General features: G+C 58.9%; 11 protein-coding genes. 3 read left to right on the top strand and 8 right to left on the bottom strand.

What is annotated here, in order from left to right:
• Positions 1-12: 12 nt before the first annotated feature.
• Positions 13-1647, bottom strand: a complete 1635-nt coding sequence (locus H4317_RS14345) for a S8 family peptidase (RefSeq protein WP_185887262.1) — start codon at positions 1645-1647, stop codon at positions 13-15.
• Positions 1648-1887: 240 nt separating this feature from the next.
• Between H4317_RS14345 and H4317_RS14340 the strand changes: the two genes are divergently transcribed.
• Genes H4317_RS14340 through H4317_RS14335 form a run of 3 tightly spaced genes read left to right on the top strand, consistent with a single transcriptional unit; the run spans position 1888 to position 6393 of the window.
• Entirely contained in the window at positions 1888-4479 is a 2592-nt protein-coding gene (locus H4317_RS14340) for a PIG-L family deacetylase (protein ID WP_185887261.1), read from the top strand.
• A 55-nt stretch (positions 4480-4534) separates the two neighbouring features.
• On the top strand, positions 4535-4666 hold the full coding sequence (locus H4317_RS19410) for a hypothetical protein (RefSeq protein ID WP_260625679.1): 132 nt from the start codon (positions 4535-4537) through the stop codon (positions 4664-4666).
• A complete protein-coding gene (locus H4317_RS14335; protein WP_185887260.1) occupies positions 4663-6393 on the top strand; it encodes a sodium:solute symporter family protein in 1731 nt (576 codons plus the stop codon). The genes H4317_RS19410 and H4317_RS14335 overlap by 4 nt, the downstream gene beginning before the upstream one ends.
• A gap of 93 nt (positions 6394-6486) precedes the next feature.
• Here H4317_RS14335 and H4317_RS14330 read toward each other — a convergent pair whose 3' ends face one another.
• The 7 genes from H4317_RS14330 to H4317_RS14300 all read right to left on the bottom strand — a co-directional run bounded on the left by H4317_RS14330 (position 6487) and on the right by H4317_RS14300 (position 13660).
• Positions 6487-7371: a DUF2911 domain-containing protein gene (locus tag H4317_RS14330; protein WP_185887259.1), complete on the bottom strand. Its 885-nt coding sequence runs from the start codon at positions 7369-7371 to the stop codon at positions 6487-6489.
• 120 nt (positions 7372-7491) lie between these two features.
• Positions 7492-8025: a hypothetical protein gene (locus H4317_RS14325; RefSeq protein WP_185887258.1), complete on the bottom strand. Its 534-nt coding sequence runs from the start codon at positions 8023-8025 to the stop codon at positions 7492-7494.
• A gap of 3 nt (positions 8026-8028) precedes the next feature.
• Positions 8029-8577, bottom strand: a complete 549-nt coding sequence (locus H4317_RS14320; protein WP_185887257.1) for a hypothetical protein — start codon at positions 8575-8577, stop codon at positions 8029-8031.
• Between the two features lie 4 nt (positions 8578-8581).
• Positions 8582-9577, bottom strand: coding sequence for a cation diffusion facilitator family transporter (locus H4317_RS14315; RefSeq protein WP_185887256.1), 996 nt, complete (start codon positions 9575-9577; stop codon positions 8582-8584).
• A gap of 118 nt (positions 9578-9695) precedes the next feature.
• On the bottom strand, positions 9696-11540 hold the full coding sequence (locus tag H4317_RS14310) for an ABC transporter ATP-binding protein (RefSeq protein WP_185887255.1): 1845 nt from the start codon (positions 11538-11540) through the stop codon (positions 9696-9698).
• An 81-nt stretch (positions 11541-11621) separates the two neighbouring features.
• Positions 11622-12101 (bottom strand): energy transducer TonB, encoded by a 480-nt coding sequence (locus tag H4317_RS14305; RefSeq protein WP_185887254.1) that lies wholly within the window; start codon positions 12099-12101, stop codon positions 11622-11624.
• Positions 12102-12172: 71 nt separating this feature from the next.
• The gene (locus H4317_RS14300) at positions 12173-13660 is read right to left on the bottom strand and encodes a sodium:solute symporter (protein ID WP_185887253.1); all 1488 of its coding nucleotides are present in this window, start codon (positions 13658-13660) and stop codon (positions 12173-12175) included.
• Between the last annotated feature and the right edge of the window lie 127 nt (positions 13661-13787).

The following is a 13787-nucleotide window of genomic DNA, read 5'->3' as shown; positions in this document are numbered from 1 at the left end:
AGAAAAAAGCTTCTACTTTGTAGTTTCGGCGCTGGCCATCTGCACGGCGCGGTAGAGGTTCACGAGGCCGCCGGTGCTGGAAAGCTCCGTGAAGTCCACCTCCTTCTTGGTGCCGGGTTTCAGCACTTTGGTGTGGCGCACATCTACCGAGGCCAGAATAATGCGCTTCAGGTCAGTGGCCGTGAGAGTGGGAAAGTATGATTTGAGCACCGCTGCCATACCCGCCACTACCGGCGAGGCCATGCTGGTGCCGCTTTTGTTGCCGTACTGCTGGCCGGGCAGCGTGGAATAAATCTGGTGGCCGGGCGCAAACACGTCCACGTTCTTCTTACCGTAGTTCGAGAAGTCGGCAATCAGGTTTTTGTCGTTGGTGCGGGCGGCGGCGCCCACCGTAATCATGTTCGGAATGCGTTGGCCGTTGAGATACACGGGAGCCGGAAACTCCACGTTCACATCAATATCCTGGCTTTCGTTGCCGGCGGAGTGCACCAGCAATACGCCTTTGCTGGCGGCATACTTAACGGCATCTTCCACGGCTTCGCGCTGTGGCGAGTAGTACTTGCCGAAGCTCATGTTGATGATGCTGGCCCCGTTATCGACGGCGTAGCGGATGGCGTTGGCTACGTCCTTGTCCCGCTCGTCGCCGTTGGGCACGGCCCGAATGGCCATTAGGCGTACGTTGTCGGCAATACCTAGAATCCCTAGGTTATTGGTCCGGTCGCCGCCGATGATGCCGGCTACGTGGGTGCCATGTGAAGGGTCGGGGCCGTTGTTGTCCCGGTTGCCATAGCGGCGGTCCTTGGTGTCCTCTGGATTGTCGCCGATAATGCTGGCGCGCGGATTGAAAGCCGGGTTCAGGCTGAAATCAAGCAGGCTTTTGCTCTGGTCGAAACCCTCTTTCATGTCCGCCAGCACCGATTCCATATCGGCGTAGCCGGCCTCACGCAGGTTGCCGTAGAGGCCCAGCGCAGCGCGGTATAGGTTCGGGTCGGTGGGCGATACGCGGCGCAGGCTGGCTGTGTCCAGCCGGGTCAGGTTCAGGGCCTGCTTCAGATTGTCGGCACCCTGTTTGTTGAGCGTGTAGGCTTTGCCCAACGACTCTGCCCGCTCCGAGTTTTCGGCTATTTTTTCGGCCTGGGTTTTCTTCACCTTCTGGTATAGGTCGTACTCGGCGCGCTTGGCCGCCGGCACAGCGGTGCGGGCTTTTCCCTCATACAGCGGCTTGAGCCGGGCCACCAGCCGGGTATCCTCGTAGGTTTCAACGTCCACGTTGCGGCCGTCGGCGCCACCCAGAAAATTCCAGCCGTGCACGTCGTCCACGTAGCCGTTCTGATCATCGTCGAGGCCGTTGCCAGCCACTTCCTTAGGGTTGGTCCAGAGCAGGTGTTTCAGGTCGGCGTGGGCCGTATCGATGCCGGCATCAATGATGGCCACTACTACGGGCGCGGAAGGACGGTTTTTGAGCAGTTCCTCGTAGGTTTTACGGGCGCTGATGCCCATTACACCATCGGCGGCGGGGTCGAGAAGGTACCACTGCTGCTGGGGCACGGCAGGCAGGACGGGTGCAGAATTCTGGGCCGCCCCCAGGGCAGGCAGCAGCAGGGCCAGCGCCGACAGACGCAGCCAGGAAGAAACAGGAAATGCCATCAGATAAGAACAGGCGAGAAATAAAACGGCCTATACGCAGGCGTGGCCCTCATGGCCACCGCGCTGCAAACTCCATTCCCACAGACACGGTTCCATCCGGCAGGACGCATGACAGTGGAAGCAAGGACCTGCTTTATGCGAATGAAAAAGCTGTATGCTTGATTTTGAGAGACGAATCGGGGCAAAAGAACAGGGTTGCCATTGCCGGGTTATCTTCACGCCTTCAAGCTGCTCTTCCGTATGCGTACTCGTCTTTTCTGCGCCGCTTTGTCGGCATTGCTCATTTTTAATTATTCATTACTGCCTAACTCAGCCGCCGCGCAGGCTCCCAAAACCTGGTCGTCGTCGGAGATTCTGCTGGGGCTCAAGAAGCTGAATGTGCTGGGCTCGGCGCTCTACGTGGCCGCCCACCCCGACGACGAAAACACCCGCCTGATTGCCTATATGGCCAACGGCCGCCTGCTGGAAACCGGCTACCTGAGCTGCACCCGCGGTGACGGGGGCCAGAACCTCATCGGGCCGGAGCTGCGTGAGGGGCTGGGCGTGATTCGGACGCAGGAGCTGCTGGCAGCCCGCCGCATCGATGGGGGCCGGCAGTTTTTCACCCGCGCCAACGACTTTGGCTTCTCGAAAACCGCCGCCGAAACCTTCACCATCTGGGACAAGGAGCAGGTGCTTTCCGACATGGTATGGGTGATTCGACAGCGCCGCCCCGACGTCATGATTACCCGTTTTCCGCCCGATGCCCGCGCCGGCCACGGCCACCACACCGCCTCGGCCATCCTGGCCGCCGAAGCCTTCGAGGCCGCCGGCGACCCGAAACGGTTTCCCGAGCAGCTCAAATATGTGCAGGTGTGGCAGCCCAAGCGGCTGTTCTGGAACACCGGCAGCTTTTTTGTGAAGCAAGGCGAAAACATGGACGGCTACCTGAAAGTGGATGCCGGCCAGTACAACCCGCTGCTGGGCCAGAGCTACGGCGAAATAGCGGCCCGCAGCCGCAGCCAGCACAAAAGCCAGGGCTTCGGGAGCAGTGCCCAACGCGGCGAGGCGCTGGAGTATCTGCAGCAGGTAAAAGGCGACAAGGTCAAATCCGACCCCTTCGAGGGCATTGATATGAGCTGGAACCGGGTGCCCGGCGGCGCGGCCGTGGGCAAGCTGATTGACGAGGTAATTCGGAAGTATGACGCCGCCAACCCCAGCGCCAGTGTGGCGGGGCTGCTGAAGGTGCGGGAGGCGCTGCAGAAGCTACCTAAAGAGGCCGGTTTCTGGAATGACGAGAAGCGGGAGGAAATTGATGAACTGGTATATGGCTGCCTGGGGCTGAGCTTGTCTGCTGTTTCTCAAGAAACTACTGCAACACCTGATGGGAAGCTTGATATAGCCATTGAAGCCTTAAATCGTTCATCGGTACCAGTGAAGCTGAAGTGGCTGGAGGTTCCGGCTATTGATTTCGGCTTTCAATCGGTAGGGAATATGGCGAAGCAGGAGGTCAATGAGCAATTGACCAGCGGCAAGCCGTTTCTGAAAAAAGCATCCATCACCATCCCGGCCAAGCAATCAGTGTCACAGCCGTACTGGCTGCGCGAAGCAGGAACGGCAGGCATGTACAAAGTGCCGGATGTGGTTGAAGACTTTGCCTGGCCGGAGCATCCGCATAAAGGACAGCGAATAGAAAAGCGGGAGGTGCTTGGCCGGCCCGAAAATATGCCGATTAATGAAGTACTATTTACCGTAGAAGTTGCCGGCGTGCCACTCTATTATACTAGGAAACTTCAATACAAAAGCACCGACCCGGTAGAAGGGGAGAGGTACCGCCCGCTGGCGGTGGTGCCGCCGGTCGCCGTCAACGTCGGCGGGCACGCCTACGTGTTTGCCGATAACTCGCCCAAAACCATTCCTGTGACGCTGCGCGCCGGCAAAGCGGGCGTGAAGGGCGCGGTGGCCCTTACGCTGCCCGCCGGCTGGAAAGCCGAGCCCGCCAGCATCCCTTTCGAGCTGGCCGCCAAAGACGCCGAGCAGACCGTGCAGTTTCGGGTGCAGCCTAGCGCGGGCGCGGCCGAGGGCAAAACCGAGCTGCGGGCCGTGGCTACCGTGGAGGGGCAGGCGTATTCGCGCGGCTACCAGCCCATAGCCTACAACCACATTCCGACCCAGGTGCTGTTTCCCGAAGCCGTGGCCCCACTCGTGAAGCTGGACCTCAAGCGCAAAGGCCAAGAAATCGGCTACCTGATGGGTGCCGGCGATGAAGTGCCCGACGCCCTGCGCCAGATTGGCTACACCGTCACGCTGCTCAAGCCCGAAGACCTCACCGAGCAGAACCTGCGCCGCTTCGATGCCGTGGTGCTGGGCGTGCGGGCCTACAACACCATAGACCGCCTCAAAACCCTGCAACCCACGCTACTGAAGTACGTGGAAAACGGTGGCAACCTGGTGGTGCAATATGTGGTGAGCCGGGGCACGGTGCTGCCGCAAATCGGGCCGTACCCCCTGACACTCTCCAACGACCGGGTGACGGTAGAAAACGCCGCCGTGACCTTTCTAAACCCCAGCCAGCCGCTGCTCAACACGCCCAACAAAATCACGAGCAAAGATTTTGAGGGCTGGGTGCAGGAGCAGGGCCTCTACTACCCCAGCCAGTGGGATGCCAAGTACCAGACCGTGCTCAGCAGCGCCGACCCCGGCGAAAAAGCCAAGGAAAGTGCCATTCTAGTAGCTGACCACGGCAAGGGCCACTATATCTACACCGGCCTTTCGCTGTTCCGGGAGCTGCCCGCCGGCGTGCCGGGTGCCTACCGGATTCTGACCAACATGGTGTCGTTGGGTAAGAAGTAGTGTCGGCGGCGTTTTATAGCCGGCGTTCCTGAGGTTTACTTTACCTTCGTTTTCTATGTCTACTATCCCCGAATCTGAAAAGCCGCCGCTGTTGCCTTCGTGGCGGGCGTGGTACTGGCTGGTGCTGGCTGCGCTGGCCGCGGAAGTAGCCTTCTTCACGTACCTGACCCGCACCTTCGCTGCATGAGTACCTTCGACTGGTTGGTGCTCAGCAGCACGCTTATCTTCATTATTGGGTACGGGGCGTGGCGTACCCGCGGGGCTGGCGCCACGCTCGATTCGTATCTGCTCGGCGACCGTGACGCTTCCTGGTGGGGCGTGGGGCTGAGCATTATTGCCACCCAGGCCTCGGCCATCACCTTCCTCAGCACGCCCGGCCAGGCCTACGACGACGGCATGCGCTTCATTCAGTTCTACTTTGGCCTGCCGCTGGCCATGGTACTGATTGCGCTGTTTGCGGTGCCCATCTACCACCGCCTCAAAGTATTTACGGCCTACGAGTACCTGGAAGGCCGCTTCGATAGGCGCACCCGCACGCTGGCGGCGCTGCTGTTTCTGGTGCAGCGTGGTCTGAGTAATGGCCTTTCGCTGTACGCGCCTGCGCTGGTATTGTCGGCCATTCTGGGCTGGAACATCAACCTGACCGTGTGGCTGCTGGGCGGTATCATGATTGCCTACACTGTGGCGGGCGGTACTCGCGCCGTAATGGTGACGCAGCAGGGGCAGGTGGCTGTAATCTTCACCGGCATGGTGGTGGCAGGCTATCTGCTGGTGCACTACCTGCCGCCCGAAGTTGGCTTCACAGAAGCTCTGCAGGTAGCCGGGCATCAGGGCAAGCTCAATCTGGTAGACTTCCACTTCGACCCCACCGACCGGTACAACTTCTGGTCGGGCATGACGGGCGGCTTGTTTCTAGCGTTGTCCTACTTCGGCACCGACCAGAGCCAAGTGCAGCGTTACCTGGCGGGCCGCAGTATCACGCAGAGCCGCTTAGGGCTGCTCATGAACGGCCTCGTGAAAGTGCCTATGCAGTTCGGAATTCTACTGATTGGGGTGCTGCTGTTTGTGTTTTATCAGTTCAGTCCGCCGCCGCTCACCTTCAACCGGCCCGTGCACGACCGGGTAGCCCGCTCTGCTGAGTACGGTCCGCAACTACGCACCCTGGAAGACGCGCACGAAACCCTGTTTCTGGCCCGCCGCCAGGCCACTACCCAACTCGTGGAAGCCCTGCACTCCGACGACCCAGCCCAACTGGCCGCCGCCCAGACGCATTTGCAGGCGACCAACGCGGCCACCCGCGGCCTGCGCCAACAGGCCCAGGTGCTGCTTAAGAAAGCCGTGCCTTCCGCCGAAGCCAAAGACACCGACTACGTGTTCCTGACGTTTGTGCTGAACTATATGCCGCAGGGCTTGGTGGGCCTGCTGATTGCTGTAGTGCTGTCGGCGGCCATGGGCTCCGCGGCGGCTGGCCTCAATGCGCTGGCCTCTACTACCGTCATCGACCTGTACCGCCCCAGCCGCCCCCACGCCGATGAGGCGCACAATGTGCAGGCTTCGCGCTGGGCGGCTATTGGCTGGGGCGTGCTCGGCATCGGCTTTGCCACCTTCGCCGCCCGCCTCGAAAACCTGATTCAGGCCGTGAATATTCTCGGCTCGCTGTTCTATGGCACCATTCTCGGTATTTTCATGGTCGCCTTTTTCCTGAAGCGCGTGGGTGGCAAAGCTGTGTTCTGGTCGGCGGTGGTGGCCCAGGCGGTAGTGCTGCTGCTGTTCTGGCGCACCGATATCGGCTACCTCTGGTTCAATATCATTGGGAGCGGCATTGTAGTAGGGTTGAGCCTGCTGCTGGCTGCAGTGCTGCCCGCTGAGCCAGCTATACAGGACCTAACAGCAGAAGAGCCGCCTGGGCTGTAGTTGGCTTAGCCAGAAAGCTGGGGAAACAGTAGACACTAAAAAGGCCTTCCACTAATTAGTGGAAGGCCTTTTTAGTGCTTGAAAACTAGTTGCTTACTTGGCGCCGTTCTTTTTGGCGGCAGCAATAATTTCGTCGTTCATTTTTACGTAGTCGGTGTTTTTGGCGGTCTGGGCCAGTGTGCGCGACTGTTCGGCGGCCGTGAGGGCTCCTTTGTAGTCCTTCATCTTCATCCGGATTTTAGCCTCGGTGTGCACGTTCCAGAATTTGGGGTCTTTCTCGTTGGCCTTCTGCATCCAGGTCAGAGCCTGCTTCAGGTCCTTGTCGTTGTCGTAGTAGTAGACGGCGGCAGCGGCCAGGTCGTTGGTGCTAGGCGAGGCGTTTTTGGTCACCTTTTCGTCAATCTGTGCCACCACTTTGGGGTCTACGTCGGCCACCACTTTGAACTTGGCGCCGGTCGTTTCCCATAGCATGTCCACGTTGGCCGTGGCGGGCGTCAGGTCAGAGAAGTTGATGGTGAAGGTTTCGGCCTTTACGGTTGTTTTGTAGGGCTTCACCGAGAAGCTGGCCACGTTGTCGGCGTCCTTGTAGTTGGCCACGTTGCCACCCTGCTTGGTGTCCTTACTGAGCACCACCGTCCAGGTAGTTTTGCCGGGTACCGTGTACAGAGCGTATTCGCCGGCCGCCACTTTCTTGCCTTCCACCGTCACATCGTCTGAGAACTTGATGGTGGTGGAGTTGTTGGCGCCCGTGCGCCAGCGTTTGGCATATGGTACAATGGCCTTCGAGGTAGAATCACCGAAGATAACCCGGCCCTTGGCGCTGGGGCGCGAATACGTGATGGTGATGTCGGTGAGGCCTACACGCTGCTGGATTGTGCTTTTGGGGCTAGGCTGCGGTGTGCTGATCTGGGCCTGAGTGGTAAGTGGCGCAACCGCCAGCAGGGCCATTCCGGCAGAGAAAGAAAGTAGAGCTTTCATGAAAAGAAAAAGGTGAGAATGAGTAGCGGCTCAAAAGTAGCAAAACCCGCGTTGGAGCGCGGGTTTATAACTGTCGGCCGAAAGACACAGCCTCCGACGGAAGTTGCATTAGCTACGTTGCTACAACTCCACTACCGCAACCTGCTGCTCCCGTAGCAGCGCCAGCACGTCGGCAGGTGTGGCCGGCGCCTGCAGGCGGCGCAGGTCCAGGTAGTAGCAGGCTGCATCGTTGGGGTAGAGCAGCAGCCAGTCGTCGCCGACGCGAATAGCACGCTGCAACTGGTTCCAGCGCACCGCAAAGGTGCTGGCGCTACTGCTGCCGCGCAGTCGGTCGGTGTCAAAAGCAAAGTCAATGGGCTGCTGATTCGCAGGGTTCTTCGTGAAGCCACGCCGCAGTTGGTAGCGCACCAACACCATCCGCAACAGGCCATAGAGCAGCCCTACAGCCAGCATTGCCAGTGTGCTCAGGTTTGTAATGTGTCCATTCTGTACCACATCAACTGCTACACTTACGGCCAGCAACAGCAGCGCCAAGCCCAGCAGCCAGTGGTTGAAACGGGTGCGGCGCTGCCGCCGCCACAGGCGGAAGTTCACGGCCACGAAGTCGTCGGACGTCATCAACACACCGGGGGCAAGCAGGGGATAAACAGGCAAGAGCTAGTGCGTGAGAAGTTTGTGTTTGGTCAGCCTGTTCAGCACCTCAGACGAAGTAGCAGGCGGTTGCACGTTGCGCAAATCCAGGTAGTAGCAATACTCCTGGTTAGGATAAAGCAGGAGCCACGATTCGATGTGCCGGATACGATAGAACTCCTGCCACAGAAAGGTAGTAAACCGGCCTTCGTGTTCGATGATTATACCAGTTTCCAACACCTCAAACTTCGTGTGGAGGCCCGCTGTGGGACTTTGCCGGAATGCCTTTCGGTATTCATAGCGCTGATACAACAGCCCGATGGTTGTAACCAGGGAGGCAAATAGCGCCAGCCGCAGATAGCGCTGCCAAAGCTCAGGGGCCAACCAGATGCCGGCAAGCAGCAGCAAAAGCCACCCTACGGCCCACCAATAGTTCCAGCCGGCCGGCGAAGCCAGTGGCGCTATTTGGCGCTGCCGTACCGCGTCCGGGTAGCGGCGCTGCTCCTGAATCTGGTGAATCCGGGTAAACTCAAGGGCGCTAAGCTGCGTCTCGGAAACAGTAATGCTAGCTGACATCTACTTACGCTTGCTCTGCCAGATAATGCCGCTCGTCCTTCATGGCGTTGGCTACGGTCCAGGGAATTTCGCGGGTGAAGGCATGTTGGCGCACAGGACAATCGGCCATGTGGCAGTGCGAGCAGGCGGCAAACGAACAGGGGTCGGCGTGCACAAACATTTCTACTTCCACCTCAAACCGGCTGCGAATAAAATCCTCGATGCGGTGCACTTCGGTATGCACTTCTTCCAGGCTGAAATAGTAGGGCATGCTCACGTGGCAGTCGATGTGCAGATTGGCCCCGTAGCGCAGCACGCGCAGGTTGTGCACATCTATCCAAGCGGGCTGGCGCAGCGTCTGTAGCTCCCCGATTACCTGTGCCACGGTAGCCACATCCGACTCGTCCATGAGGCCACCCACCGAGCGGCGCACCATGCGGTAACCATTTACGACGATAAACACGCCCAGCAACACCGAAGCAGCAGAGTCAAAAACTACGTCGCCGGTAACCAGCACCATCAGCAGCGCCGCACAGGATACCAGCGTGCTGAGCGAATCGATATAGAGATGTTGCCCATCCCCGACCAATGTCGGCGAGTGGTGCTGGCGGCCGGCCCGCACCAGCACAAAGCCCACCAGCAGATTTACGATGGCCGTAGCGGCCAGTAGCACCATCCCCCAGCCCGGCTGCTCCAATGTGTGCGGATACAGCATTGACTTGACGGCCGAATAGAAAATAAAGCCGCCCGCCATCAGAATCAAGCCGCCCTCAAACCCTACCGACAGATGCTCAATCTTACCGTGGCCGTACGGGTGGTTTTCGTCCTTGGGCAGACTGGCCAGATACACGCTGTAGAGGGCAAACCCACTAGCCACCACATTGATAATGGACTCCAGGGCGTCGGTCAAAACGGCCTGTGAGCGGGTCAGGAAATAGGCGTAGAACTTCACCAGCACCAGGGCCAAGCTCACCACGAGCGAAAGCAAAGCCAGACGTTGTTTGAGTCGGGTGACGGACATAAGGGGCGGTGGTCAGGTACTGTTCTGCTAAGCAGGCAGGGAAAGGACAGTACAAAAATAGGCCGCTCCGGATTCCGAAGCGGCGCAGAAATACAAAGCTAGCGGGAATATATTTGTGCTAGCTCAGCTCAAACTGCAGCTTGAGCAGGTTGGCGTAGAGGCCGTTGTCGTTGTGGGCTAATTCTTCATGCGTGCCCTGCTCCACGATGCGGCCGCCGTCAATCACGAGGATCTTGTCGGCTTTGCGGATGGTGCTGAGGCGGTGGGCAATGATGATGCTGGTCCGGTTCTGCATCAGTTCGTCCATGGCCTGCTGCACTAGTTTCTCGCTTTCCGAGTCGAGAGAAGAGGTAGCCTCATCAAGAATCAGGATGGCTGGGTTTTTCAGGATGGCGCGGGCAATGGCTACCCGCTGGCGCTGGCCGCCGCTGAGCTTGATGCCCCGCTCGCCCACCAGCGTGTCCAGCCCTTCCGGAAACGACTCAATAAACTGCCAGGCATTGGCCTTGCGTGCCGCCAACACAATTTCCTCATCGGTCGCGTCGGTTTTGCCATAGGCAATATTCTCGCGGATACTACCCCCAAACAGGATGGTTTCCTGCGGCACGATGCCGATGTGCCCGCGCAACTCCGTAAGGTCGTATTGGCTGGTGGGGCGGCCATCTATCAGAATCTTGCCGCCGCTTAGCTCGTAAAATTGCATCAGCAGCTGCACAATCGTGGATTTGCCGGCCCCCGACGGGCCTACCAGCGCAACTTTCTCGCCGGCCTGAATATCAAAGCTGATGTCTTTGAGTACTGCCATGTCGGGGCGGGTAGGGTAGCGAAAGGCAACGTTCTGGTAGTCGATGTCGCCGCGGATTTGCAATGGTGCCCGGCCGGCTACGCGCGGCTGGTGGGTGGGTTCGGTGGGCTCGTCGAGGATTTCCAGAATCCGCTCCGACGCGCCCAGCGTGCTTTGCACCTTGCCGTACAGCTCGCCAAGGCCGCCTACGGAAGCACCCACAAAGCCGGTATAAATGATGAACGACACCAGTTGGCCAATTTCGAGGTGGTCGGGCCCGGTTGAACTGACAAGAGTAGCCCCACGCCAGAGCACCAGAATAATGCCTCCCAACAGCCCGATAATCACGAAGGAGACAAAAGCGCCCCGGTACATATTGCCGCGCAGGGCTGCTTTCACGGCCCGGTTCAGCGAGAAGTTATAACGGTCTACTTCAAACCCCTCGTTGGTGAAAGCCTTCACCGTGTTGATGGCCTGCAGCGTTTCGGCCACAATGATGTTGGTTTTAGCCAGCTCATCCTGCGTCGTGCGTGCCAGGGCGCGGATGTTGCGCCCGAACAGAAATACCAGCCCTACAATCAGTGGAAAAGTGGCCAGCATAAACAAGGACAGCTTGATGCTGACCATCATAATGGCCCCGATGCTGAAGAGCAGCGTCACAACCTGCCGGAACAGCTCGGCCAGAGTCAGCGAAAAAGCATCCTGAATCTGTGCTACATCGGTGGTGATGCGGGAGTTGATTTCGCCTACGCGGTGCGTCTCGAAGTACGGGATGGGCAGGTGCATGAACTTCTGGTACAGTCCCCGCCGAATGTCGCGCACGGTAAACTCGCTTACCTGCGTAAAAAACCAGATCCGGCCAAAAGAAAACAGCCCCTGCAGCACAATGATGCAGAACAGCAGCAGCGCAATCCGGTCGATGTCGAGCACGAGGCCGCCGGGCAGCGACACGGGCTTGTGGTTGGCGGCATCTACCAGTTTGCCAGCTACCCACGGAAACGCCAGAAACGTGCTGGTGCTGAACGCCAGCAGCAGCAGCCCAATAATGAACTTGCCCCGGTAGGGCAGCGTGAAGCGGAAAATCCGCAGCCCGCGCTGAAAACTTTCTTTGCTGAGTTTCTTTTTCTCGGGCACCGGCGCAAGGTCGATGCCGCTGGTATTCATTCCGCTTCGGGCCATTCCAATCTAAAAGGAAGAAACAAGAAGTGAGAAACAGAACAGAGCCTGCTTCTCACTCCTCATTGCTTATGTCTGGTATTGCTATTCAAATTTCGTTTTTCCCTGCTCCACCTTCAGAATGCTGCCGTTGGCGAAAGGCACCGGCAGTCTGACCTGTACCGGTACCGGCTCGCCCTTGCGGGTGGCGGGTTTCCAGGCCGGCATGAGGGCCAGTACCCGCAGCGCCTCAGCATCACACTCCGGCGACAGGGACTTGGCCACTACCGGGTTGCTCAGGCGGCCATCTGCGCCGACCGTGGCCGTGACTTCCACGTTGCCGGTAAGGCTTTTGACGCGCGCGGCTTCCGGATACTTTATGTTCTCCTGAAAAAAGGCGCCCATTGCCTGCGCGCCACCCACGTACTGCGGGGCCACATCGGGGCGGTTGGCGGCGGGGCGGGCCTGCGCCTGCATGCGGCCGGCCTTCAACTCGATGGGCTGCTTAGTCGGTGGAGCAGGCTGCTGAGCCAGTGCCATACCGCCCGAAGCTACGAGCAGCAAGATGAAGAACAGATGTTTCATAGGAGCGGGTAGCCCCCGGGCGGGGCGATAGAAGCGGGCGCAAAGGTACGCCGACTTCCCCTAAACACGCCTTATAGAGCAGGGTTCAATTCGGCTGCTACTTCGCGGGGGCGCGAAACAGCCAACAGCCCCAGGAATGTAATCAGGCCGTTGAGCATCAGAATTTCGAAGCCAAACTCGTAGCCCCACCACGCCTTGGAGTTGGCATTGATGAACCACGTAATCAGGGGCGCGGCCACGCACACAAAAGGCACCAGCCGGTCGTGCACGCCGCGGCCCGTGAAGAGCCCGAAGGAGTAAAGGCCCAGCAGCGGTCCGTAGGTATAACCAGCCGCCTTAAACACGGCCGTGATGACGCTCTGGTCGTTGATGGCCCGGAAAATCAGGATAATCACAATCAGCACAAGCGAAAAGCCGAAGTGCGTGAGGTGGCGCAGGCGCTTCTGCTTAGCCTCGTCGTGCTGCTTGATGTCGAGCATATCCACGCAGAACGAGGTGGTGAGGGCCGTCAGAGCCGAGTCGGCGGAAGCATAGGTAACGGCAATGATGCCCAGAATAAACACGATGCCCGCAAACAGCGAGAAGTGGTTGGTGGCCAGCAGCGGAAACACGTTGTCGCCGATGACTTTGCCGGTAACAGCATCAGTGGGTAGCGCAATGCCTTTGGCGGCGGCAAACTGGTAGAGCAGCACGCCCAGCGACAGGAAGAACACGTTTACGATTACAATAGCCAGCGTGAACCAGAACATGTTTTTCTGGGCGTCGGGCAGGCTGCGGCAGCTCAGGTTTTTCTGCATCATGTCCTGGTCGAGGCCGGTCATGACGATGGTGATGAAGGCGCCCGAGGCGAACTGCTTCCAGAAAAACTTGTCGTCTTTGGGGTCGGAGAAGTAGATCTGCGACATGGCGCTTTCCTTCACCGTTTTCACCAACCCGGCAAAGCCCAGGTTCAGTTCATCGGCCATCAGATAGATGCTCACGCCCACACAGAGCAGCATGGCCATCGTCTGGAAAGTATCGGTCCAGAGGATGGTTTTGAGGCCGCCGCGGAAGGTGTAGAGGTAAATCAGCAGGATGCTGATGGTAACCGTGACGGCAAACGGCACGCCCAACCCATCGAACACGGCCAGCTGCAGCACACCCGCCACCAGAAACAACCGGAATGCCGCACCTACTGCCCGGGAAAGCAGGAAGAAAAACGCGCCGGTCTTGTAGCTCCAGAACCCGAACCGCTGCTCCAGATATGTGTAGATGCTCACGAGCCGCAGCCGGTAGTAGAGCGGCATGAGCACGGTGCCAATAACCAGATAGCCCACAATGTAGCCCAGCACCACGGCCATGTAGCTCCAGCTTTGCGTAGCTACCATGCCCGGAATGGAGATGAACGTGACCCCGGAAAGGGAGGTGCCAATCATGGCAAACGCCACCATGTACCACGGAGCGTTGCGGTTAGCTATAAAGAACGATTCGCTGGTCGCCTTGCGCGAAGTGAGAATCGAAATGATGATGAGAACAACGAAGTAGCCCGCAATCAGGCTCAGGATGAGGGTGGGGGACATAGAAGGCCGGGAAAATAGAGGGCAAAGATACAGTGCCTGCCACAACTATCCGGACCCTAGTAAGCAGCCGTAGAAGTATCGCCTGGTCCGGTAGCTGCCGGTACTTACGTTCGGAGGGTAAGTGTAT

This window comes from Hymenobacter sediminicola (assembly GCF_014250515.1).
Taxonomy (GTDB): Bacteria; Bacteroidota; Bacteroidia; order Cytophagales; family Hymenobacteraceae; genus Hymenobacter; species Hymenobacter sediminicola.
This window is presented reverse-complemented; position numbering and strand designations above follow the sequence as displayed.